The sequence below is a fragment of the Paraferrimonas sp. SM1919 genome, assembly GCF_010993985.1.
Taxonomy (GTDB): domain Bacteria; phylum Pseudomonadota; class Gammaproteobacteria; order Enterobacterales; family Shewanellaceae; genus SM1919.
On the sequence record NZ_WINH01000028.1, the window covers coordinates 23,884 to 46,937 of the forward strand.

Consider the following 23,054-nt stretch of genomic DNA (forward strand, 5'->3'; position numbering starts at 1 on the left):
CACCAAAAAGCCCGCTAAAATGCGGGCTTTTTTGATGGTTTAATGAGCGTTCATGCTAATTATTGGGTTTCAATAACCGCTCGCTTGGCTTGATAATCAAGTTTAATTTGCTCATTTTCAACCGAAACAGAAACCTTACCGCCTTGGCTCAATTGGCCAAACAAGATTTCATTTGCTAACGGTTTTCTAATATTTTCCATGATCACTCTGGCCATGGGTCGGGCCCCCATAGATTTATCATAGCCTTTTTCTGCCAACAGCATTTGCGCATCTGCAGATACTTCTAATACCACTTGTTTGGCATCTAACTGAGCTTGTAATTCAGTTAAGAATTTATCCACTACTTTAGCGATAATGGTCATGTCTAAATGGTTAAACCAAACGATAGAATCTAAGCGATTTCTAAACTCTGGAGAGAACACTTTTTTAATATCGTCCATGGCATCATGAGAATGATCCTGTTGTTTGAAGCCAATAGAGCTACGAATGGTTTGCTGCACACCTGCGTTGGTCGTCATCACTAAGATCACATTTCTAAAATCTGCTTTGCGACCATTGTTATCGGTTAAGGTACCATGATCCATAACCTGTAATAGCAGGTTATAGACATCTGAATGCGCCTTCTCGATTTCATCGAGAAGCACCACACAGTGCGGATTCTTAATGACAGCATCGGTTAACAGGCCACCTTGGTCATAACCCACATAGCCAGGGGGCGCACCGATGAGTCTTGATACCGTATGGGGTTCCATGTACTCAGACATATCGAAACGTACCAGTTCAATACCCAGGCACTTAGACAGCTGCGCCGTCACCTCGGTTTTACCTACCCCTGTTGGGCCAGCAAATAAGAAACTACCAACCGGTTTATCTTCGCCACCTAAGCCACTTCGTGATAGACGAATGGCACTGGTTAACGAGTCAATTGCTTGATCCTGACCGAAGACCACCATCTTGAGGTTTCTATCTAAGTTCTTAAGCAGTTCAACATCCGAAGAGGATACTGATTTTTCAGGAATTCGTGCCATCTTAGAGACAATTTTTTCAATGTCCGCCTCACTGATGTTATTGTTACGACTGGCTTTAGGAAGTAAGGCCACTTGTGCGCCAGCCTCATCAATCACATCAATGGCTTTATCTGGAAGTTGACGCTCATTAATGTATTTATCTGCTAATACCGCTGCTGCAGATAATGCCTCTGGGGTGTATGTCACCCCATGGTGCTGCTCATACTTTTCTTTTAAACCGGTCAGAATTTGAGTGGTCTCTTGAACACTAGGCTCGACGATATCAATTTTTTGGAAGCGTCTTGCGAGGGCGCGATCTTTTTCAAAAACGCCTTGGTATTCCTGATATGTGGTTGACCCCATGCAACGAAGTTTACCATTAGACAATAATGGTTTAAGTAAATTCGATGCATCCATCATGCCGCCACTTGCAGCACCAGCTCCGATAATTGTGTGGATCTCGTCGATAAACAGAATCGAATTTTTCTCTGCTTGCAATGCTTTAAGGACAGTTTTGAAACGCTTCTCGAAATCGCCTCTATATTTAGTGCCCGCCAATAATGCCCCAAGATCTAAAGAGTAAATAGTGGCGTCTTGCATCACTTCAGGAACGTCATTGTTAACAATACGATAGGCCAAGCCCTCGGCGATGGCTGTTTTGCCTACGCCAGCCTCGCCCACTAAAAGTGGGTTGTTTTTGCGACGACGACACAGGACACTGATTGAACGTTCAATTTCTTGATGTCGACCGATTAAAGGATCGATTTCCCCTTGTTGTGCTAACTGATTGAGATTAGCGGCATACTGAGTTAAAGGAGACTCTTGATGATTATTATCTTGCTCGTGCTCAACCTGAATATGAGGCTCTGGAGAAGTGGGGTTGCTTTTGCTCTGAATTTTACCCACACCATGGGAAATGTAATTAACAATATCCAAACGATTAATGTCACGACGACGCAAAATGTAGACTGCCTGAGACTCTTGCTCAGAAAAAATCGCCACTAACACATTAGAGCCTGTGACTTCGTTTCGACCTGAAGACTGGACATGAAAAACAGCACGCTGTAAAACCCTTTGAAACCCGAGCGTGGGTTGGGTATCTTTTTCTGAGTCGTCTGCAGCAATAATAGGGGTAGTTTGGTCGACAAAATCTTGGATCTCTTTTCTAAGATGATCTATTTTCGCACCACAAGCCTCTAACGCTTGCACTGCTGATTGATTGTCGAGTAATGCAATAAGTAAGTGTTCTACCGTAATGAATTCATGCTTAGCTTCACGAGCTTTTTGAAATGCAGCATTTAATGTTAACTCAAGGTCTTTATTGAACATAGGCGCCCTCTTTGTCTGTCCCGCTAAACTTTCTCAATTGAACACAAAAGTGGGTGTTCGTTGGCACGAGCACATTGATTCACTTGTTCCGCTTTTGTTTCGGCTATGTCCCTGGTGTATATACCACATACGCCCTTACCTTTATTGTGGATCTCAAGCATCACTTCAGTTGCCTGCTCAAGATTCATAGAAAAAAAGTGCTGTAATATTTCTACTACGAAATCCATGGGCGTATAGTCATCATTATTTAACACCACTCGATACTGAGGTGGCGGTGCCAGCGCTTCTCTTTCGAGAACATTTTCAAAACTTTCTTGGTACTGATGATCCGATGACATATTTTTATCCTAGCCCCTTTTTGTTTAGTGATCCAACTTGATCAATAAATAAAATTTCTGATTTTATTTCAAGTGGTTTACATGATATCAGTATTGGTTATTACACTCATCCATAAAAACCTGAAAACCCCAGCAGATAGCACCCTTTACTGTCATATCAATAGGTTTACATTTGCTATAAAGGTATAAAACTTGGTTAGATGTCAATTCACCCCTGATAATGTTAGCTAAATGTTAAAAAAGGGCTTGACAGTTTATTTACATAGTTTCATTCTGGTTGTAGAACTTTTGAGCACTGAAAGACCCAAAGGTTCTCAATAGTTATAATACTGAAGAAGGAACAGGATAATGGCAACCGGTACAGTAAAATGGTTTAATAATGCAAAAGGATTTGGCTTCATTTGCCCTGAATCCGGCGGTGAAGATGTGTTTGCACATTACTCAACAATCCAAATGGAAGGCTACCGCACTCTTAAGGCTGGTCAAGAAGTCACTTATGATGTAGAAGCAGGCCCTAAAGGTATGCACGCCTCTGTGATCAGTCCTGTAAAATAGAGCCTTAACGCTCTAATAAAAGCAGACTTTTTCAAGTCTGCTTTTTTATTTTCTATGTATCTTGGTTTATTGCTAAAATACCCATATGAATACAAGATATCGCCCTAAAACAAAAATACTAAGCGTCCCTTCTCGACGCTCTAAAGCGGTTGTAAAGTCCAAACAAGGGCTGAAATCGAAACAACCGACTCAATTGATCGCTTTCAATAAACCTTTTGACGTGCTTTGCCAATTTACGGATGATCAAAACCGTAAAACCTTGAAAGATTATATTAATGTTGCAGATGTGTATGCCGCCGGCCGATTAGATAGGGACTCTGAGGGATTACTCCTGCTGACTAATGATGGTAAATTACAGGCTAAACTGACTCAACCAAACAAAAACACAGAAAAAGAGTACTGGGTGCAAGTAGAAGGTTGCCCGCAAGCTGCTGACTTGGACAAGCTTCGTCATGGCGTTACTTTAAAAGATGGGCCAACTAAACCTGCCAAGGTGGAGGTCATGTCTGAGCCGGAGGTTTGGGATAGAACGCCCCCCATCAGGGAGCGCAAAAATATTCCAACCACATGGCTGAAAATCATCATTACTGAAGGTAGAAACAGACAAGTAAGAAGAATGACCGCTAATATCGGTTACCCAACTTTGCGCTTGATCCGTTATCGTATGGGCCATTGGACCTTAGATAAACTGCAACCTGGTCAATGGACAGAATTAACCCTGTAACCTATCAATGTTTGCCAAAAGCAAAACAAACCGATTAAAATTCAAACAATTTTGTGAGCTTGTCTAAGCTTTCACCTGCTAAATGGTTAATCGCTTGGGTGCTCGCAACTGTCGTGCTAGAATAGCGCGCCTTAATTTCCTAAACGTATAGCAAAGTTATGTCAGAAAATCACAACATCAAAGTCATTGTCGGCATGTCTGGTGGCGTTGATTCCAGCGTATCTGCCTACCTGCTTAAAAAGCAGGGTTATCAGGTAGAAGGTTTATTTATGAAGAACTGGGAAGAAGACGATACTGAAGAGTACTGTGCCGCTGCTCAAGATCTTGAAGATGCCCAAGCCGTATGTGACAAACTGGATATTCCACTGCATTCAGTCAACTTTGCTGCTGAATACTGGGACAATGTTTTCGAGCACTTCTTGCAAGAATACAAAGCGGGTCGTACCCCAAACCCAGATATCATCTGTAACAAAGAAATCAAATTCAAAGCCTTTTTGCAGTTTGCTGCAGAAGCGCTAGGGGCGAACTATATCGCTACCGGCCACTATGTACGTCGCCGAGAAGTGGATGGCCAGTTCCAAATGATCCGTGGTGTGGATAACAACAAAGATCAAAGCTATTTCTTATATACCCTATCCCATGAGCATGTAGCGCAAACCTTGTTCCCTGTAGGTGAACTTGAAAAGCCAGAAGTGCGTGAAATTGCTAAAGAACTGGGCTTGATTACCGCTGAGAAAAAAGACTCTACTGGTATCTGCTTTATTGGCGAACGTAAGTTTACTGACTTCCTAAAACAGTACTTACCAGCACAACCTGGTGATATTGAAACCACCGAAGGTGAAGTCATTGGTAGCCACCAGGGGCTGATGTATCACACCCTAGGCCAACGTAAAGGTCTTGGTATTGGTGGTATGAAAAACTCATCTGAGGATCCATGGTACGTAGTAGATAAAGATCTAGAGCGTAATGTCTTGGTTGTGGGTCAAGGTGGTAATCACCCGCGCTTAATGTCTGTTGGCCTATTAGCGAGCCAGTTACATTGGGTCGATCGTCAGCCAATTACTCAAGAGCGCAAATTAACAGTCAAAACTCGTTACCGCCAACAGGATGTACCTTGTACCGTATATCCTGAGGTAGATGGTCAAATTAAGGTTATCTTCGATGCCCCTGTCGCGGCGGTAACCCCAGGTCAATCAGCCGTATTCTATGATGGCGACGTTTGTCTTGGTGGCGGTATCATCGACACCTTGATTAAGGAATAATCGTAAATAATGAGCGCTAACTTAAATGAGCGTATGCTTGCATTGGCTGGTCTAATGCAAGCGATTAATCAAGTACAGCACATTGCCCGACATGGCAACCTTGATAAACAACAACTGCAAGATGTACTTGCCCCGATTCTGGTGATGAATCCAGACAGTACTAATGATGTTTACCCATCAGAGCCAATGATCACCCAAGGCTTTAAAAGTATTGTTCAGCTTTTTGGTTCGGCTTCCAACAAAGATATGGAAGGCAGTCGCTTCCTTGTTGGCATACTTGCCCTTGAGCGCAAACTCTCTAAAAACCCTCAAGCATTAAGCATGCTAGGTCAACGCATTAATGAAGTAAATCGTCAATTGAATCATTTTGAATTGAGTGATGACGCTGTTATCGCTAACCTAGCGAGCATTTATGTCGACGTGATAAGCCCCTTAGGTCCGAAACTCCAAGTCAGTGGAAACCCATTACACTTACAAAAGCCTGATTGTCAAAATATGATTAGAGCCTGTCTGCTAAGTGCCATGCGCTCTGCTGTATTATGGCGCCAGTTAGGCGGCAAGCGTCGACAATTAATTTTTAGCCGTCAAGGCATCTTAGAATTCGCACAAAATAAACTTCGCTAATAAATAATATTAGGAGCACAAAATGGAATTATCCGCACTGACCGCCGTATCTCCAGTTGATGGTCGTTATGGCAGTAAAACCAAAGAACTGAGAGACATTTTCAGTGAATTTGGTCTGATCAAATATCGTGTGCAGGTAGAAATTAACTGGCTGATTGCCCTTGCTAATAACCCTCAAATTAGCGAAGTTCCTGCTTTTTCTGAAGAAGCACTAGCCATTCTTCACTCTATCCGTGATGACTTCAATGTTGAAGGCGCGGCTCGTGTGAAAGAGATTGAGCGTACTACTAACCACGACGTAAAAGCGGTTGAGTACTTCATTAAAGAGCAATTCGGCGGTAACGCTGAGCTAGACGCAATCAATGAGTTTGTGCACTTTGCTTGTACCTCTGAAGACATTAACAACCTGTCCCATGGCCTAATGCTAACTGAAGCACGCACTAAGGTATTACTGCCTTACTGTAACGAGCTATTAAGCGCTATCAGCGAGCTTGCTAAGCAAAACCGTGACGTGCCGATGATGTCTCGTACCCACGGTCAGCCTGCTTCACCAACCACCCTTGGTAAAGAAATGGCCAACGTAGCAGCCCGTCTTGCACGCCAAATTAAGCAAATTGAAAACGTTGAAATCCTAGGTAAATTCAACGGTGCTGTAGGTAACTACAATGCCCACGAGTCTGCGTATCCAGAAATTGACTGGCATAAGACCTCAGAAGCGTTTGTGACTAGCCTTGGTCTGACTTGGAACCCTTACACCACTCAAATTGAACCCCACGATTACATTGCGGAACTGTTTGATGCGGTGGCTCGTTTCAACACCATTCTGATGGACTTTGACCGTGATGTTTGGGGTTACATTGCCCTAGGTCACTTTAAGCAAAAAACCATTGCTGGTGAAATTGGTTCATCAACCATGCCACATAAAGTGAACCCTATCGATTTTGAAAACTCGGAAGGTAACATCGGTATTGCTAACGCCCTGCTTAACCACCTAGCAAGCAAATTGCCTGTTTCTCGCTGGCAGCGTGATCTGACAGATTCAACGGTGCTTCGTAACCTAGGTGTGGGTCTGGCCCACGCTGTAATTGCTTACCAAGCGACTCTTAAAGGGATCAGTAAATTACAAGTTAACGAGCAAAGTCTACTGGATGAGCTTGATGGCAACTGGGAAGTACTGGCAGAGCCGGTACAAACCGTAATGCGTCGTTATGGCATTGAAAAGCCATACGAAAAACTAAAAGAGCTGACCCGTGGTAAGCGTGTCGATGCCCAAGGCATGGCAGATTTTATTGACAACCTAGAACTGCCTGAAGAAGTAAAAGCAGAGCTGAAAAAGCTCACCCCTGCTAATTACTTAGGTGATGCGATACGTCTAACCGATCTTTTAGGCTAATATATAATTCGCCTATACCAATAAAGGAACAGCGGCTTTGGCCGCTGTTATTTTTTATATGCATTTAAATTTTGATACCGATGCCTTCTTGGGCATGTTTTGGCAAAAAAAGCCAAAGCTTATTCGCAAAGCCATCAGCAATTTTGAAGACCCAATTGAAGCCGATGAACTGGCAGGTCTTGCCATGGAAGACGAAGTGGCCTCAAGGATCATTGAAACCCTAAGCGATGGCTGGAAAGCCCACAGCGGCCCATTTAACGACTACCATAAATTCGGCAGCGATAACTGGCAATTGCTGGTACAAGCAGTCAATCACTGGTATCCGCCGACGTTACCTTTAGTGGAAGCATTCCGTTTTATTCCTGAATGGCGCTTTGACGATTTAATGGTGTCATTTTCGACCCCCGGTGGTGGTGTCGGTCCCCATATTGATCAGTACGATGTGTTTATTATCCAAGGCAGCGGCAAACGCCGTTGGCAGGTAGGTCCAAATACCCACACCACTTGCCGTAATGATAACACCATGAGCCTGGTGACTGACTTTGAGGCTATTATTGATGCTGAGCTTAACCCTGGCGATATTCTATATATTCCAGCGGGTTACCCACACCAAGGGCAAACCATTGAGCCTTCAATGTCATATTCTATGGGCTTTAGAGCCCCTAGCCAAAAAGAGTTTATTTCTAACTGGGCGGATGTACTGGAAGATAAGTCCTTGGGCGAAAAGCGCCTAATTACTTCAGAGGAAACCTCGGCAGCAGGGATTTTAGCCAGCACCACCATGGATGATATTAAAGCGTTAATTAAAGAGAGTTTAGATTCCGATGACTTTAACACCATCACTGGCTGTTTATTGTCCAAGAATCGCTTTGAATTAGCTCCTTATCAGCCAGATCAAGACCTCAGCATTGAGCAATGCCTGGCTTTGTTTGCTAAAGAAACGCTCTACCGGTTGCCAGGGGTAAAAGTATTATCTCTAGAGCAAGATAAGCACAGCAGAGTATTTGTCAATGGTGAGGAGTACCGCTTTGGCGATGCCAGTATTGAGCATTGTTATATGCTGGCCAATCTAACTGCTTATCCACCTGCCGCTCTAGAAGAGCTGTGCGAATCCAAAGACATTTTAAACGCTCTGGTCGAAATGGTTAATCAAGGCCTGATGGTCTTTGACGACGAATGATCTCGCGCTTAACCCAAGGGCTTAGCATGGCTAAGCCTTTGGGCTAGAGTGTTAGCGAAAAAGTTCTAGGGTTGGGCTACTTGGATGTGTTCGATTGCCCAAAGATATAACTGACCAGAGCGGTGGCAGACACATAATGGTTTTGCCTTACTAATGGTGAATCTTGGTAAGCACTACCATGCAATGAAAAATACTTCACACCAAAATTAAAATACCAGCTTTGATAGCGACGACGCACTTTAAAAGCAAGTTCCGTTCCGGTATAACCTGCTTTTGCTTGGTAGCTAGGACGAGTTTCTGTGGAAAATTCAGGTGCTACTCCAAAGTAATATTGATGGTATCTTTGATCACTAAAGCTGCTGCTTAATTTGCTGGTAAATAACCACTGCCCAAGTTCCCGTTCATAATAAAATCTTGGCTCAAAAGTCCAACCGCGATGATACAGCATTGGATTACCAATTGAAAAAGCTCCCCTAGCAGACAAATCTAATCTTAATAAATAGCTTGAGGTTTTTTGTAACTGATACTCTAACTTGGGGCCCACTTCGGCGACTAAATCCAAATTATTCATGCCGCGACGAGCTTCATTTTGCTCATTCTGAACCGGCAAGGAACCACTAAAACTCAAATTAAGATCAAGCTTTTCGCTATCGTAAAAAATTCCCCTAACGCCCTGGCGATCGGCTTTGAATTTTTCACCACGATAACGGATATAGGGAGCGGGTAACACATAAGTACTCGATTGATCTGATCCTAGGTAATCAGGTAACACTGCGGCACCGACGCCTAAGCCAAACTCCCACAGGGGCTGGTTAGTTTCATCAATGGTTATTTTCTGTTGTGCTGCACTAGCCCAAGGGACGAATACAAGGATGGGGAACAAATAAAGATAGGCTTTGAACACAAATATTCCTTTATAGTGTGTGACAGTGTAAGTTTGCTTAATGTACCCTTTTTAAATATAAAATTCATAAAAAAAGAGGTCATATGACCTCTTTTGACATTAGCTTATAGATCGGATTATGCTTGCCAAAGTTTATCGTCATTAGCAAAGTTATGCAGATCTTGTGCTCGAGTCACTAACAACTGCGCAAACTCTGCTTGGGTTTTATCTTGGCCTTTAGTGGCCTGCATAATATTTTCCGCCTTTAGTTGCCAAGCAAGGGAAAAGTGACGCATGGCATCCCGGGCACTGGTTGCGACAGAAAAAGGAACATGATCCGTTGGCAATTCACCAGTGATCACCCAATAGTATCCGATTGGTTGGGTGGTTTGCACTTTCCAAAGGGCAACTAATGGCGCTAAATGACGCGAATCGTCTACTAACACCTTTTCTGGTAATAAACCTTTGCTTGCTAAAAATCCATTGGTTTTTTGAAATTGTTGTTGTAACCACTGCGCCTGTAATTGTTGGGTATTTTGTTGTTCTGACATCTTTATAAATTCCTATTTTTTGAGCCACTTTAGCATGTCAATGGCTAACTACAAGACTCATCGTCACCATTTGTATAGGAAACCACCAACAATAGCCAACATTGTTCAAAGTTTAGTGACTAGCCCCTTGAGACTAAAGCTGACTTAGACTACCCTACTCGGCCATTTTAGAATTTAACATCGGGTGACCCTTGCAACCTAAACAAATTACCAATAAACAACTTGAAGTATGGTTAGATGAAATGGCCGTTTCTTACAGTTACTGCCCTAACTGTAGTGGGTTGCACCTTGAAAAATTCAATGAACTGGATTTTGTTAATGACTGCAAGCTAGAAATTTATGATGGATTACTGATCTGGAGTTCAAGCATCGATTTTTCTGCCAGTCAAATTCTGCAAATTAATGCGGCATTAACTCAACTGGGCATTCAAAATCCTGAATTCAAGATACTCTTGGAAGTAGATGATGCTGGTCATCAGCTGTTGGTCGTTCATACCGCAGTCGTCAGTGAAGGTTTACTCGACAGCCAGTTCACTGCGTTGTTTACTCGACTTTCCCAAGGCTTCATTGGCTTGCTAGAACAACTGCAACAACTGCAGCTGCTTACCCCACAGGTCATCGATATAATGGAGTTACCAGAATACGACCGGATCCATTAATTAATTAATTGCTGCAGTAGGTTTTTTAATAAAGCTTGCTGCTGTGGCGCTAACCTGTTGAGTAGTTCCTGTTCGACTCTCTCAACCTCAACCATTAGATCTTGTTTAATGGCTTTTCCTTCTATGGTTAAGAAAATCCTGAACACACGCCTGTTTTCAGGTTCTTGACGGCGCTCTATAAATCCGAGTGTTTGCAGATGATCAAGTACTCGAGTAATGGTGTAACTGGGAATATCGCAGGTTTTTGCAAGCTCAATTTGAGTCATCCCTTCTGCTTGCCAAAGCTGATTCAACACTGGCCAAAAGCGAAACTCCAATTGGTAACGTTTTAAATTATTATCCATTTGAGTTTGAAAAAGCTCATTTAGGGCGGATAATTGTTGTTGTAACGTCCATTCTTGCACCATAGCACCACCAGATATTAAGCCATTGTTATTTATAATAATGGTTCATAATATTAAAAAGAGGCAACTATTTTAATGTAAATTTAAGGGGGGTTGCTGGCAGATTATATATTAACTTATCCCCCTCAATAACGGCTTTTTCAGATACCCGTAGGTGTTCTGCACGAGTGAGCTTAGCTTTGCAGTTTTGCCAAAGCGTAAAACTTAACTGCTCGCCATCAAAATCGATATCTTCTATGTTGCCTCGGTAACTTAAGCCGACAGTAGTTTGGCCAATAAATTGCTCTTCGTTAAAGATTAAGTCACTAATATAAAAAGGCACATCATCCACTTGGATCTGCATTTTTTCGACAGCTGTGACTAAATAGTATTGCCCTTGTTCAAACCTTAGTACACCCGCAAAAAGCCTAACCAAAGGCAAACGAGTTATCTTAACACCTTGATGGTACCAATCGCCGTTAGTATCAATCCTAATATCAATATTGCCGCAAGTTTTTGGTTGCCAACTGGCTCTTACATGCTCATTGTTATCGAGTTGCTTTGATAACTCAGTTAAGTCCATTTATGCTCCTAGCGCCCTTACCAAGGCCTGCACCGGATGAAGCGTGTGAATCCCATCCATGCGTTTAATTTGGCTGCGACAAGAGTAACCAGCCACCAATAATTTAGACTGATTTTGCTGTACTTGTTGGCGCCAGCCCATATTGTAAAGAGCTTCCGAATTCACTAGATTTTCAGTTTCATGGCCATAACTGCCAGCCATACCACAGCACCCCATGGGTTTAGTGTTGAGTTGTAGCCCAAAGTGAGCAAAAATTTTCTGCCATGATTTCATATTTTGTGGCAAAGCGGTTTGTTCGGTGCAATGACTTAATAAGGTAAATTCACCCTCAAGATCTTTCACTTGAATACCCGCCAATTGAGTCGCTAACCATTCAGGTAAAGTATCGACATGAAAGTCACCTCTTTGCTCACCCAATACTTGCTTATATTCCTCTCGATAGGTCAATACCAAAGCAGGATCGATACCCACCATAGGCAAACCTAATTGATGTAATTGATTAAGAAAGTCACTGGAGTCCTGCGCCGTTTTAGCAAATTTATCTAAAAAGCCTTTTATGTGCATTGGCTTGCCATTAGGTTTAAACGGCAGTAACACTGCGAGGTAACCCAGTTTTTGCAATAATTGCACCAGATCATGCATCACTTCGGCATCATAAAAACTATTAAAAGGATCTTGCACAATCAGGACTGTTTTTTGTTTTTGCTGTGGCGACAGTGCTTTTAATGCTTCTAGATCATAGCCCAAAGCTTCGTCACCTTGTAGCCGCTGATTAAGGGTCGGAATAGAAAGTTCAGGGGCATCAACATAACCGACAGTATGCTTTAACAACCAGCGGGACAATACATTACTAGAGGCAAAATTAACCAGTCTAGGGAACTTAGCCATCAACGGCACCGAATCCTCAATGTTGGCGACTAAATAATCTTTGACTGGACGCAAATACCTTTTATGGTACAGGTAGTTAAATCTAGATTTAAGATCTGGTATATCAACATTAATTGGGCATTGATTAACACATGCTTTACACGCGAGACAACCTGACATGGCTTGCTTAACCTGATGGTTAAAATCATCATCTTTGGCCATGGTATTTTTCAGTTTGTCGATAAAACTTGCTGACTTAACATTTTCTAGACGACTCACATCAATACCTTGCTCACTCAGTAAGCGTAACCATTCACGCATAATAGTGGCACGCCCTTTAGGAGACTGCACCCTATCACCCGTGGCTTTAAAAGATGGACACATGGGTGAATTTTTAGCGTAATTAAAGCAAAGGCCATTACCATTACAATTTAATGAGCTCGCATAGGCGTCTTTGACGACCACAGGAATTTGTCTGTCCCTGTGACCACGCTTAAGATCGTCGATATTGTAAAGCTCGACACTGGAATCCACTGGGGTAAATAATTTACCTGGGTTTAAACGGTTATCAGGATCGAACAAGCCTTTAATACTTCTTAGGGTATGCATCAACTCGTCACCAAAAACGTCGGTCGCGTATTCACCCCGCACCCCTTTGCCATGCTCGCCCCACATCAGTCCGCCATATTTTAGGGTTAAGGCAGCGACTTTATCTGATATCTCCCTAAGCAAGCGTTCATCAGCGGGATCGCACATATCAAGCGCAGGCCTAACATGCAACACTCCCGCATCAACATGACCAAACATGCCGTAATTGAGTTTTGCATCATCAAGCAAAGCTCTAAATTCCATAATAAAGTCAGCAAGTTGCTCCGGCGGCACCGCCGTATCTTCGGCAAATGGAAGCGGTTTACGTGGGCCTTTGACCGCCCCTAATAGGCCAACGGCTTTTTTACGCATCGCGTAAATTTTACCGATACTGGCCAGTTCGTCACATACCTTAAAACCAACAATTTTTGATTCTGTATCGTCACCAAGCACTTGTAATAAGTGCTGCAAGCGGGCAGACACATCCTCAACGTCACCTGCAAACTCCACCATATTTAAGCCTAAATAAGGCGTTTCACCATCGAGCAATTCTGAAACCGAATGCCAAATGATATCCCGACGGGCTAAATCAAGTACTGTAGAATCAATGGTCTCAACCACGGTCGCATTAGCCGCCACTAATGAAGGTGCGTGTCGCAACGCCGCTTCGAAATCAGAGTATTGGATATTAACCAAGACCCTAGATTTAGGAATAGGCACAACGTTAAGCTTAACCTTAGTGATAAAAGCGAGGGTTCCTTCAGAGCCACAAAGGATCCGCCCTAAATCGAACTGGCTTAAATCGTCATTAAAGACATTTTTTAGATCGTAGCCGGTTAAAAAACGGTTTAAATTCGGAAAGCGCTCATTAATCAATTGACGCTGTTGCTCACACCAGTCTTTCACTTGCTGGGCAATCGCTAAGGCCTTGCCGCTGTAGTGGTTAGCTAAATCAGCGCTATTGATGGTTTTAGTGGTGATTTTAGTGCCGTCAATGAGTACCGCTTCGACTTCAAGCACATGATCGGAGGTTTTACCGTAAACCAGTGAGCCTGCACCAGAGGCATCGGTATTAACCATGCCACCGATGGTGGCACGGTTTGAGGTGGATAAATCCGGCCCAAAGAACAAACCATGGGGACGCAGCTCATCATTAAGGAAATCTTTAACTACACCGGTTTGTACCCAAGCACTTGTCGTCTTTGCATCCACCGATTCTACTTGGGTAAAGTGGCGTGATAAATCAACCAAAATACCTTTATTTAAGCTTTGGCCATTAGTGCCAGTGCCGCCACCCCTCGGGGAGAAATTAACCCCTTTATAAGCAGATTGCTGGGCCAGTTTTAAGGCGATAACTAAATCTTGGTCGTCTTTAGGATAAAGAATCGCCTCAGGTATATATTGGTAAATCGAGTTATCTACTGACTGCGCTAACCGAGCACTGTAACGATGATCGATTTCCCCTTGGAAATTACTGCTCTGCAGTGCCTCTAAATAGGCTTGATATTCAAGGTTAATCGTTTGAGTTGGTTCAAGTTTAGGTAGCATAACGGCTCAATATAAATGGTGCTTTGTTGCCATTATAAAAAAAAAGCCGCTCAATGGGCGGCTTTCTTAATGAAAATAAGTAAATTTTACGTTTTAAATTTATTTATTGCCTAAATACAACCAAGTATCCACCACGGTATCTGGGTTTAAAGAGACACTATCAATACCTTGCTCAACCAGCCAAGCGGCAAAATCTTCGTGATCCGATGGCCCTTGACCACAAATACCAACGTATTTCCCCTTAGCTTTAGCCGATTTTATCGCCATAGACAACAAGGCTTTAATCGCCTCATTGCGCTCATCAAATAAGTGGCTGATGATACCTGAGTCGCGATCTAAACCCAATGTAAGTTGGGTTAAATCATTTGAACCTATCGAAAAACCATCAAAATGCTCTAGAAATTGATCAGCCAATAACGCATTGGATGGCAGCTCACACATCATGATCACTTTCAGACCATTTTCACCACGCTTTAGTCCCTGCTCAGCTAACAACTGAATAACTTGCTGACCTTCGGAAACCGTGCGCACAAAGGGGATCATAATTTCCACATTAGTCAAGCCCATATCATTACGAACTCGTTTTAATGCCTCACACTCTAGCGCAAAACAATCACGGAATGACTCAGAAATATAACGACTTGCACCACGGAACCCTAACATTGGGTTTTCTTCCTCTGGTTCGTAACGCTTACCGCCAATGAGGTTAGCGTATTCATTCGATTTAAAGTCAGACATTCGCACAATCACCCGTTGTGGATAAAAAGCCGCACCAATACTGGCAATACCCTCAACCAATTTTGAGATATAAAACTCTTTAGGTGACTCATAACCGCAGACATATTCATTGATAATCGTTTGAGTTTTAGCATCCTGATGGTCGTACTCAAGAAGTGCCTTAGGATGAATACCAATCATTCGATTAATGATAAATTCGAGACGCGCCAGACCCACCCCAGCATTGGGCAGTTTGGCAAAATCAAATGCTCGGTCAGGATTACCGACATTCATCATGATTTTTATTGGTAACTCTGGCATCGAATCCACTCGAGATGATTTCACCTCATACTGCAACTCACCTTGATAAATAAACCCGGTATCTCCCTCTGCACAAGAAACTGTCACTTTTTGTCCAGTACTGATCAGTTCGGTAGCATTGCCACAACCGACTACCGCAGGGACTCCTAGTTCCCTCGCGATAATTGCGGCATGGCAGGTACGTCCACCACGATTGGTGACGATGGCACTCGCGCGCTTCATGATTGGTTCCCAATCTGGATCCGTCATATCGGTCACCAATACATCACCCGCTTCTATCTGGTTCATATCTGCAATGGAAGCTAAAACCTTAGCTGTGCCATGACCAATCTTATGACCAATTGCTCGACCTTCTGCAACCAACGGGCCCGTTTGCTTTAAATTGTATCGTTCAATTAATTGCACATTTTCACGAGAGCGCACAGTTTCAGGACGCGCTTGCACAATATACAACTTGCCATCTAAACCATCTTTAGCCCACTCAATGTCCATCGGACGGCCATAATGCTGTTCAATAATGATTGCTTGCTTTGCCAGTTCTTGGACTTCGGCATCGCTGATGGAAAACTGCTTACTACGTAACGCTTCTATGCCTTGTATTTGTACTTGGTTGCCGTGCGACTCGTCCTCTGAATAAGTCATTTCCACCAGCTTAGAACCTAGATTGCGGCGAACTACCGCTTGTTTGCCTAGTTTTAAAATCGGCTTATGAACATAAAATTCGTCTGGGTTTACTGCGCCTTGTACGACCATCTCACCTAGACCATAAGAAGAAGTGATAAATACGATATCTTCGTGGCCAGATTCAGTATCAATTGAAAACATTACTCCCGAAGCCCCAATATCACTGCGCACCATACGCTGCACACCGGCAGACAATGCCACACCACGGTGATCGTATCCTTGATGCACTCGGTAAGAAATGGCACGGTCGTTAAATAGCGAGGCATAAACGTGTTTGATGGCCACTAACACAGCATCAAAACCACGTACATTTAAAAAAGTTTCCTGCTGTCCCGCAAAAGACGCATCGGGCATATCTTCAGCGGTTGCAGATGAACGTACCGCAAATGATACCCCATTTAAACCCGCTTCTAATTGTTCAAAACTGGCTCGGATGGCTTGCTCAAGTTGTGGTTGAAAAGGGGTGTCTATGATCCATTGACGGATATCTGCACCAACGCGAGCTAAAGCATCGACATCATCTACGTCTAGCCTATCTAAGACTTGATAAATTTTCTGATTTAAGCCACTTTGCTCTAGAAACTCATTAAAAGCATAGGATGTGGTAGCAAAACCACCAGGTACTTGCACTCCCATACCGGTGAGATGACTGATCATTTCACCCAGAGAAGCATTTTTTCCCCCCACAATGCCAACATCGGACATTCCTAAGTCTTGATACCAAAGTACATATTGCTGCACGCGCGTCTCTCCCAGTTCTCGTTTATAAGGCCTAACTCTTCCATCAAAGGCAATATCATTCTACACTCATAAAAAAATAAACGTAAACCCTTAATTTAATTGTAATTTTATTACTCTTAGGCGGAACAAAATGAGACAAGTATTCTATATTTCTGACGGAACAGCGATTACTGCCGAGGTTTTCGGGCATGCCTTACTTTCGCAATTCCCCATAAAATTCAATACCATAACCATCCCTTTTGTGGAAACGAAACAAAAAGCAGAAAATGTAGTAAAACAAATAAATGATAATTTTGTTACAACAGGAGAACGGCCTTTGGTTTTTCATTCGATTGTCAATCCAGAAATCCGTGACATTATTTTTGCCTCTGAAGCGATAGATTATGATTTTTTAAATACTTTCGTAGCACCACTTGAGCAACAACTTGGAATCAAAGCCGAGCCCAAAAGTCATCGAACCCACAGTATTTCCCAAGATTACAGCCAACGTATTGATGCAATTAACTACTCGCTCGATAACGACGATGGCCAATCTCTAAAAAACATTGCGCAAGCTGATATTGTACTGTTGGGTGTTTCCCGCTGTGGTAAAACCCCATCCTCACTTTATTTAGCCATGCAATTTGGCATAAAAGCAGCAAACTACCCATTTGTAGAAGATGATATGGACAACTTAACTTTGCCTGCAGCTCTTAAGCAATATAAGCATAAGTTATTTGGCTTAACGATAGCCGCCGAGCGGTTACAAGAGATCCGTGAATCTAGGCTTAATGGTTCCCGCTATGCTTCTTTACGCCAGTGCCGAATGGAAGTTAACGAAGTTGAAATGCTTTATCGAAAAGAAAATATTCCCTACATCAATACCACTTATCATTCAGTAGAAGAAATTGCGACTAAAATCTTGGAAATTACTGGTATCAAGCGGCATATGTTTTAATTAACCACCGGCATTACTTCGCCCTTGAAAGAGTTTTCTCGGTCATTTTACGATAAAAATTAAAATGCTTTATTTAGCAGCAACCCCTTGGTTTAACTCAGCCAAATTACAACGCTGCCATCACTATCTTTGGGCTTTAAAAGATTTGCTAGTATTAATAAATATCCATAAGCCAACCAAACGGCCAACTTATTTGCACAGAAATTGATTTTATTTGCAATTTTAGGTATTGCTAGAGTACTAAAAAAGCACAGCAACAAAGGAATGTTATGGAACATCAAAGCATTTATGAAGTCCCAGCTAACTTCGCAAATAGCCAAAGCACGTCACTTGAACAATTTCAAAGTATGTACCAGAGCTCCATCTCTGACCCCGAATCTTTCTGGGGTGAAATGGCAAAAAAGCTACACTGGTTTAAGCCTTTTAGTAAAGTTAAAGACTGCTCATTTGCTGCTGCAGACTTGCATATTCGTTGGTTTGAAGATGGCCAAACAAACGCCAGTTTCAACTGCGTTGATAGGCATCTACAAGAGAGAGGCGATCAAACTGCCATTATCTGGGAAGGCGACAACCCCGCTGACCAAGAAACACTGACCTATGCCCAGCTTCATCAAAGGGTATGCAAAAGCGCCAACCTACTTAAATCCTTAGGAGTCGTTAAAGGTGATGTGGTGACTCTATATATGCCGATGGTCCCTGAAGCACTTATTTTGATGTTGGCCTGCAGTCGCATTGGGGCGGTCCATTCTGTTATCTTTGGCGGCTTCTCAGCTGATTCTATTGCCACTCGTGTTCACGATGGTCAATCTAAACTGGTGATCACTGCTGATGAAGGTCTTCGCGGTGGAAAAACCATCCCATTAAAAGCAACGGTTGATGCCGCTTTATCGAACCCTATCGTCACTACGGTGGGCAATGTATTAGTTTATAAACGAACCAATGCGGAAATAAATTGGGTTGAAGGCAGAGATCTCGATTATTTATCACTAGTAGCCCAGCAAAGCGGTGACTGTCCTGCTGAAACGATGAACGCCGAAGATCCGCTATTTATTCTGTATACCTCAGGTTCAACCGGTAACCCTAAAGGTGTACTTCATAGCACAGGTGGTTATCTCGTGTATGCACAAACCACCTTTAAACATATTTTTGATCACAGGGATGATGATATTTTCTGGTGCACCGCCGATGTGGGTTGGATCACTGGTCACAGTTATATGGCCTATGGCCCATTATTAAATGGTGCCACCATTTTAATGCATGAAGGTGTGCCTAACTACCCTGATTCAAGTCGCTTAGCCGATATGATTGATAGGCACAAGGTGACGATTTTATATACCGCACCAACCTTAATCCGCGCCTTAATGGCTCATGGTGAAGGCTATTTTAGTGAACTTGATGGCTCCAGCCTGCGTTTAATGGGCAGTGTTGGAGAGCCAATTAATCCTGAAGCTTGGCGCTGGTACCATAGTGTTATTGGCAAGGGCCGCTGCCCAATCGTAGATACTTGGTGGCAAACGGAGACAGGAGGCATTTTAATTTCGCCAATCCCATCGGCAATAGCGAGCAAACCTGGTTCTGCCACTTTACCTTTTTTTGGGGTGCAACCCGCCATTGTCGATGGTGAAGGCAATATCCTAGAGGGGGCCTGTGAAGGTAATTTAGTGATGCTGGACTCTTGGCCAGGCCAGATGCGCAGCGTATATGGGGATCACCAAAGATTTGTCGATACCTATTTCAAAACATTCGAGGGTATGTATTTTACCGGCGATGGTGCCCGTAGGGATGATGATGGTTACTACTGGATCACAGGTCGGGTGGACGATGTATTGAATGTATCAGGCCACAGGTTAGGCACCGCTGAAATTGAAAGCGCGCTGGTTAGCCACCCCCAAGTCGCTGAAGCTGCTGTCGTTGGCTATCCCCATGCCATTAAAGGTCAAGGGATCTATACCTATGTCACTTTAAATGATCACGTTGAACCTTCTTCTGAATTAGTCAGTGAGTTAAAAAGTTGGGTAAGGCAAGAAATTGGGGCCTTAGCGACTCCAGACAAAATACAGTGGGCGCCTGGCTTACCTAAAACCCGCTCAGGAAAGATAATGCGTCGCTTCTTGCGGAAGATTGCCGCAAACGAAATCGAACAAATGGGTGATTCAAGTACCCTCGCCGATCCAACTGTTTTAATAAATTTAATCGCTGAAAGACAAACGGATTAATGTTTACAAAAGGGGCGTTCAGCCCCTTTTGTGTATTTCACGATTTTCTAATTTCTGGCGTTCATTTTTACTGATAAGAACTAAAGTAGCACCATAACCACCAAATTTTAACGGCGCTGAATGATAGGCTTGAATATAAGGATAAACCTCTAACCATTGTTTCAAAGCACTTTTTAGTAATGGCATTCCATTTTTTTTGCCATTGCCGTGTTTGATTAACAAGCATCTAATATTCGCTCGGTAGCAATCGTCAATAAAGGTCACAAAATCAAAGCGGGCGGCCTTGAGCGAAAGTCCTGTTAAATCTAATTGCGCTTCAATGTCATATTTTGCTAAACGCAAGTTTTTATATACGCCAGTCTGAAGTCCAGAGGTTTTCCCCGCTATCGGTTCATCCACAGACAACATCTCAATCCGGCTTTTATCAATCATTAATTGATTGATACGCTCAGCAAACATATGAGCAGAAAGCTTTTGTTGCTTCGCCACTGTGCTATCCTTCACTAGCACGACAGTATTGGATTTTTGAAGAGGTTTGACATCAGCCATTTCTTGAAAAAACAAATCAAGGCCTTCATCTTTCATATATTACTCCTTAATCCAGATGGCGTTTACATCGGTAAATACACATTTTGTAAAAACTTAACAGTTGCCGTTAATCTTTAGTAGTTTATATTAATGACATAAGCATTATTAAAGGTGAATAATGAAAATAAAAATTTCCATAGTTTTATTGCTAGTCGGTGCTTTTTTGAGCGTTGCTCCTGCTTTTTCAGCGAGCCCAGAAGATAAACAATTAAATCAAATTTACCATCAAATTTCACATTCTTACGAAAACCTTGATGCCACCAATTTGGCGCAACTTTACTCAAAGCAAGCCAGCTATGTGCCCGCTGCCAGTCACAGGGAAATCATCATTGGAAGGGATAACATTGTTGACATTTATGAAGAAATTTTTAAAAAGATAAAAAACAAACAAGCTAAAATTAAAGTCGGCTTTCGAACTATCTCTAGGCAAATAGGAAAAAATTACGCTAATGATGTCGGCTATTATTTGGTTGAGGTAATACCTTCGACGAGCTCCGAGCAACCGCTTTCCCATTTTGCGGGAAAATTTGCCATGGGTTTTGTTAAAAATAAGTCAGGGCAATGGCAAATTAATTTAGACACTGCCAACAAGGCCGAACTGAATATGTACCTGTCGGCTAAAGCTCAAATACACACACCAAATGATAACGCCCCTAATTCCTTGCAAACAATAGAACCGTAATAATGTTAAATCAAGATCATTGTCGATGTGGTTCCAGCAAGCCATATTCAGCGTGTTGTCAAAGGCTGCATCAACAACAGCAAAAGGCAACTACCGCCTTAGAATTAATGAAAAGTCGTTATTGCGCCTTTTGTATGGGAAATTATCAGTATTTAATTGATACTGATAAGACTGGTAATCCTCTTTCATTAGCTGACTTTAGCGATCAACAGCCTGAATCTTGGAAAGGGTTAGAAATTGTTGACTATGGTGACAACTGGGTCCAGTTTAAGGCTTGGTACAAGCTTGGCAATCAATGGGGCTGCATCCATGAACGCTCTGTCTTCTTGAATCAGCAAGAGCAGTGGTATTATCTTGCTGGCGAAGCCCTTGACTATCAACTGCCCGCACGTAACGACCCCTGTGTCTGCGGCAGCACAAAAAAATTCAAAAAGTGCTGCATGTGAAGATTGACTATCGCTTACTCGCCATTTAACTCAGCATTAACTCGCTTGTCGTTCAGACTATATTTATGAGATATCTAAGAAAATTATCTCAGCATTTCCAGTTGATATAAAATTTTCTCGACACCACAGCTAAAACTTATCACCACTTGATAGTGGCTGGTATGCTCTAAAATCTTCATGCGGGCCTCTGGAAAGCGCTGGGTTAATTGCTCAGACATCTGTTGCCATTGACTATCTATATCGGGTTTTTCTAGTTTTATCGTTAAATCAAGGTCTTGATTATCGATAATTGAACCCATTTCAACTGGACTGCCGCAAGTTGTGCAATCGTCTTTGATGACAATATTATTTTGAGTCATTTTAAAATCCAACAAACATTAGCCATACAATATAATACTAATGGGCGAATTAGACTGTGGCTAAAATCTCAGAAAAGACTCTTTGTTTGTTGACCAACTCACAAAAATCATACTGTTCGATACCATCTTTGATTGCCGCTGGCGGACGGTAATTGCTCAGAGCCAGTTGCATGCCATGGTCTGGTTCACTATCAAAATGAATGGTGGGGGCAACTAAAGCATCTTGCAATCGCTGCGAAATGAGTCCGCCTTGATGAAATACAGGGTCTCGCTCTGCAATAGAGGCTTGATGGTATGTTTTTTTCAGAGGCTGAGCTTGGGGCAATTCAAACTGTTGCCTTAATGCTTGCTCAACATCAACTTGGGGTTGCTGCTGAATATGATTATTAGGTTGATCACCAAACTGCATCGCTAATAGCAAACTAAATTGACTACGAGCAGCACCATTAACAGCAATACTTAACTGCAGCTCTTGATTAGCGGTAATGTGATGAAGTGAACTAACCTGCATAACGGACTCTGGTATTGATAACAAAAAAGTTATCGACCAATCATCTTTAAGCTTTAATCAAATTTGTACTTGTGGGCATTTTTTTGACTGCTTGCACATTTATCCAGCAAACAATACCCTTATAAGCATTTCTTGTGAAAATCATCTTTACAAGTTCATGTTCTGGTTATAGTATTCGCAGCACTCCTGTGGTGGGGTTCCCGAGTGGCCAAAGGGATCAGACTGTAAATCTGACGGCTCAGCCTTCGATGGTTCGAATCCATCTCCCACCACCATTTTCACAATTAGTAAATTGTAACCCGTGGTGGGGTTCCCGAGTGGCCAAAGGGATCAGACTGTAAATCTGACGGCTCAGCCTTCGATGGTTCGAATCCATCT

General features: G+C 42.6%; 22 protein-coding genes and 1 tRNA gene. 12 read left to right on the top strand and 11 right to left on the bottom strand.

Annotated features, from left to right (window positions below):
• Nucleotides 1-59: 59 nt before the first annotated feature.
• Both clpA and clpS read right to left on the bottom strand, forming a co-directional pair.
• The gene (gene clpA, locus GFB48_RS15200) at nucleotides 60-2,336 is read right to left on the bottom strand and encodes an ATP-dependent Clp protease ATP-binding subunit ClpA (protein WP_163937672.1); all 2,277 of its coding nucleotides are present in this window, start codon (nucleotides 2,334-2,336) and stop codon (nucleotides 60-62) included.
• A gap of 23 nt (nucleotides 2,337-2,359) precedes the next feature.
• Entirely contained in the window at nucleotides 2,360-2,674 is a 315-nt protein-coding gene (clpS, locus tag GFB48_RS15205) for an ATP-dependent Clp protease adapter ClpS (protein ID WP_163937674.1), read from the bottom strand.
• A 348-nt stretch (nucleotides 2,675-3,022) separates the two neighbouring features.
• Between clpS and cspD the strand changes: the two genes are divergently transcribed.
• The 6 genes from cspD (at nucleotide 3,023) to GFB48_RS15235 (ending at nucleotide 8,412) form a co-directional block, all read left to right on the top strand.
• Nucleotides 3,023-3,229, top strand: coding sequence for a cold shock domain-containing protein CspD (gene cspD / locus GFB48_RS15210; protein WP_163937676.1), 207 nt, complete (start codon nucleotides 3,023-3,025; stop codon nucleotides 3,227-3,229).
• A gap of 85 nt (nucleotides 3,230-3,314) precedes the next feature.
• Entirely contained in the window at nucleotides 3,315-3,953 is a 639-nt protein-coding gene (locus tag GFB48_RS15215) for a pseudouridine synthase (RefSeq protein WP_163937679.1), read from the top strand.
• Between the two features lie 158 nt (nucleotides 3,954-4,111).
• The gene (gene mnmA, locus GFB48_RS15220; protein WP_163937682.1) at nucleotides 4,112-5,215 is read left to right on the top strand and encodes a tRNA 2-thiouridine(34) synthase MnmA; all 1,104 of its coding nucleotides are present in this window, start codon (nucleotides 4,112-4,114) and stop codon (nucleotides 5,213-5,215) included.
• 9 nt (nucleotides 5,216-5,224) lie between these two features.
• Nucleotides 5,225-5,839 carry a high frequency lysogenization protein HflD gene (gene hflD / locus GFB48_RS15225; RefSeq protein ID WP_163937685.1) on the top strand — a complete coding sequence of 205 codons (615 nt, stop codon included), beginning with the start codon at nucleotides 5,225-5,227 and terminating at the stop codon, nucleotides 5,837-5,839.
• A 22-nt stretch (nucleotides 5,840-5,861) separates the two neighbouring features.
• Nucleotides 5,862-7,232 carry an adenylosuccinate lyase gene (gene purB, locus GFB48_RS15230; protein ID WP_163937688.1) on the top strand — a complete coding sequence of 457 codons (1,371 nt, stop codon included), beginning with the start codon at nucleotides 5,862-5,864 and terminating at the stop codon, nucleotides 7,230-7,232.
• Between the two features lie 37 nt (nucleotides 7,233-7,269).
• Nucleotides 7,270-8,412 (top strand): cupin domain-containing protein, encoded by a 1,143-nt coding sequence (locus tag GFB48_RS15235; protein WP_163937691.1) that lies wholly within the window; start codon nucleotides 7,270-7,272, stop codon nucleotides 8,410-8,412.
• Between the two features lie 76 nt (nucleotides 8,413-8,488).
• Here GFB48_RS15235 and GFB48_RS15240 read toward each other — a convergent pair whose 3' ends face one another.
• A complete protein-coding gene (locus tag GFB48_RS15240; RefSeq protein ID WP_163937694.1) occupies nucleotides 8,489-9,316 on the bottom strand; it encodes a MipA/OmpV family protein in 828 nt (275 codons plus the stop codon).
• Between the two features lie 116 nt (nucleotides 9,317-9,432).
• Entirely contained in the window at nucleotides 9,433-9,846 is a 414-nt protein-coding gene (locus GFB48_RS15245) for a DUF4826 family protein (RefSeq protein WP_163937697.1), read from the bottom strand.
• Between the two features lie 191 nt (nucleotides 9,847-10,037).
• On the opposite strand from GFB48_RS15245, the gene GFB48_RS15250 reads away from it, so the two are divergent.
• On the top strand, nucleotides 10,038-10,505 hold the full coding sequence (locus GFB48_RS15250; protein WP_163937700.1) for a hypothetical protein: 468 nt from the start codon (nucleotides 10,038-10,040) through the stop codon (nucleotides 10,503-10,505).
• Here GFB48_RS15250 and GFB48_RS15255 read toward each other — a convergent pair.
• The 4 genes from GFB48_RS15255 to ppsA form a co-directional block, all read right to left on the bottom strand.
• Nucleotides 10,502-10,912 carry a MarR family winged helix-turn-helix transcriptional regulator gene (locus GFB48_RS15255; RefSeq protein ID WP_163937703.1) on the bottom strand — a complete coding sequence of 137 codons (411 nt, stop codon included), beginning with the start codon at nucleotides 10,910-10,912 and terminating at the stop codon, nucleotides 10,502-10,504. The genes GFB48_RS15250 and GFB48_RS15255 overlap by 4 nt on opposite strands.
• A gap of 64 nt (nucleotides 10,913-10,976) precedes the next feature.
• On the bottom strand, nucleotides 10,977-11,471 hold the full coding sequence (locus tag GFB48_RS15260; RefSeq protein WP_163937706.1) for a DUF1285 domain-containing protein: 495 nt from the start codon (nucleotides 11,469-11,471) through the stop codon (nucleotides 10,977-10,979).
• Nucleotides 11,472-14,474 carry an FAD-binding and (Fe-S)-binding domain-containing protein gene (locus GFB48_RS15265; RefSeq protein ID WP_163937709.1) on the bottom strand — a complete coding sequence of 1,001 codons (3,003 nt, stop codon included), beginning with the start codon at nucleotides 14,472-14,474 and terminating at the stop codon, nucleotides 11,472-11,474.
• A gap of 99 nt (nucleotides 14,475-14,573) precedes the next feature.
• The gene (gene ppsA / locus GFB48_RS15270; RefSeq protein WP_163937711.1) at nucleotides 14,574-16,937 is read right to left on the bottom strand and encodes a phosphoenolpyruvate synthase; all 2,364 of its coding nucleotides are present in this window, start codon (nucleotides 16,935-16,937) and stop codon (nucleotides 14,574-14,576) included.
• A gap of 130 nt (nucleotides 16,938-17,067) precedes the next feature.
• Between ppsA and GFB48_RS15275 the strand changes: the two genes are divergently transcribed.
• Nucleotides 17,068-17,874 (top strand): pyruvate, water dikinase regulatory protein, encoded by an 807-nt coding sequence (locus tag GFB48_RS15275; protein WP_163937714.1) that lies wholly within the window; start codon nucleotides 17,068-17,070, stop codon nucleotides 17,872-17,874.
• Between the two features lie 269 nt (nucleotides 17,875-18,143).
• Nucleotides 18,144-20,090: an acetate--CoA ligase gene (acs, locus tag GFB48_RS15280; RefSeq protein ID WP_163937717.1), complete on the top strand. Its 1,947-nt coding sequence runs from the start codon at nucleotides 18,144-18,146 to the stop codon at nucleotides 20,088-20,090.
• Between the two features lie 18 nt (nucleotides 20,091-20,108).
• On the opposite strand, the gene GFB48_RS15285 is transcribed toward acs, so the two are convergent.
• The gene (locus GFB48_RS15285; protein WP_163937718.1) at nucleotides 20,109-20,675 is read right to left on the bottom strand and encodes a Smr/MutS family protein; all 567 of its coding nucleotides are present in this window, start codon (nucleotides 20,673-20,675) and stop codon (nucleotides 20,109-20,111) included.
• 121 nt (nucleotides 20,676-20,796) lie between these two features.
• On the opposite strand from GFB48_RS15285, the gene GFB48_RS15290 reads away from it, so the two are divergent.
• On the top strand, nucleotides 20,797-21,360 hold the full coding sequence (locus GFB48_RS15290) for a nuclear transport factor 2 family protein (protein WP_163937720.1): 564 nt from the start codon (nucleotides 20,797-20,799) through the stop codon (nucleotides 21,358-21,360).
• 2 nt (nucleotides 21,361-21,362) lie between these two features.
• Complete coding sequence (locus GFB48_RS15295) at nucleotides 21,363-21,806, top strand: YchJ family protein (RefSeq protein ID WP_163937723.1); 444 nt, start codon at nucleotides 21,363-21,365, stop codon at nucleotides 21,804-21,806.
• A gap of 83 nt (nucleotides 21,807-21,889) precedes the next feature.
• Here the strand turns inward: GFB48_RS15295 and GFB48_RS15300 are convergent, their stop codons facing one another.
• A complete protein-coding gene (locus GFB48_RS15300; protein ID WP_163937726.1) occupies nucleotides 21,890-22,165 on the bottom strand; it encodes a DUF406 family protein in 276 nt (91 codons plus the stop codon).
• A gap of 49 nt (nucleotides 22,166-22,214) precedes the next feature.
• A complete protein-coding gene (locus tag GFB48_RS15305; protein ID WP_163937729.1) occupies nucleotides 22,215-22,676 on the bottom strand; it encodes a VC2046/SO_2500 family protein in 462 nt (153 codons plus the stop codon).
• Between the two features lie 190 nt (nucleotides 22,677-22,866).
• Here GFB48_RS15305 and GFB48_RS15310 point away from each other — a divergent pair.
• Nucleotides 22,867-22,951: transfer RNA gene (locus GFB48_RS15310), tRNA-Tyr, on the top strand.
• Nucleotides 22,952-23,054 lie beyond the last annotated feature (103 nt).

Bases quoted from the DNA above. Each gene is read 5' to 3' on its own strand.
- clpA (WP_163937672.1), bottom strand. From the start codon at position 2,336: ATGTTCAATAAAGACCTTGAGTTAACATTAAATGCTGCATTTCAAAAA.
- clpS (WP_163937674.1), bottom strand. From the start codon at position 2,674: ATGTCATCGGATCATCAGTACCAAGAAAGTTTTGAAAATGTTCTCGAA.
- cspD (WP_163937676.1), top strand. From the start codon at position 3,023: ATGGCAACCGGTACAGTAAAATGGTTTAATAATGCAAAAGGATTTGGC.
- GFB48_RS15215 (WP_163937679.1), top strand. From the start codon at position 3,315: ATGAATACAAGATATCGCCCTAAAACAAAAATACTAAGCGTCCCTTCT.
- mnmA (WP_163937682.1), top strand. From the start codon at position 4,112: ATGTCAGAAAATCACAACATCAAAGTCATTGTCGGCATGTCTGGTGGC.
- hflD (WP_163937685.1), top strand. From the start codon at position 5,225: ATGAGCGCTAACTTAAATGAGCGTATGCTTGCATTGGCTGGTCTAATG.
- purB (WP_163937688.1), top strand. From the start codon at position 5,862: ATGGAATTATCCGCACTGACCGCCGTATCTCCAGTTGATGGTCGTTAT.
- GFB48_RS15245 (WP_163937697.1), bottom strand. From the start codon at position 9,846: ATGTCAGAACAACAAAATACCCAACAATTACAGGCGCAGTGGTTACAA.
- GFB48_RS15255 (WP_163937703.1), bottom strand. From the start codon at position 10,912: ATGGTGCAAGAATGGACGTTACAACAACAATTATCCGCCCTAAATGAG.
- GFB48_RS15260 (WP_163937706.1), bottom strand. From the start codon at position 11,471: ATGGACTTAACTGAGTTATCAAAGCAACTCGATAACAATGAGCATGTA.
- GFB48_RS15265 (WP_163937709.1), bottom strand. From the start codon at position 14,474: ATGCTACCTAAACTTGAACCAACTCAAACGATTAACCTTGAATATCAA.
- GFB48_RS15275 (WP_163937714.1), top strand. From the start codon at position 17,068: ATGAGACAAGTATTCTATATTTCTGACGGAACAGCGATTACTGCCGAG.
- acs (WP_163937717.1), top strand. From the start codon at position 18,144: ATGGAACATCAAAGCATTTATGAAGTCCCAGCTAACTTCGCAAATAGC.
- GFB48_RS15285 (WP_163937718.1), bottom strand. From the start codon at position 20,675: ATGAAAGATGAAGGCCTTGATTTGTTTTTTCAAGAAATGGCTGATGTC.
- GFB48_RS15290 (WP_163937720.1), top strand. From the start codon at position 20,797: ATGAAAATAAAAATTTCCATAGTTTTATTGCTAGTCGGTGCTTTTTTG.
- GFB48_RS15295 (WP_163937723.1), top strand. From the start codon at position 21,363: ATGTTAAATCAAGATCATTGTCGATGTGGTTCCAGCAAGCCATATTCA.
- GFB48_RS15300 (WP_163937726.1), bottom strand. From the start codon at position 22,165: ATGACTCAAAATAATATTGTCATCAAAGACGATTGCACAACTTGCGGC.
- GFB48_RS15305 (WP_163937729.1), bottom strand. From the start codon at position 22,676: ATGCAGGTTAGTTCACTTCATCACATTACCGCTAATCAAGAGCTGCAG.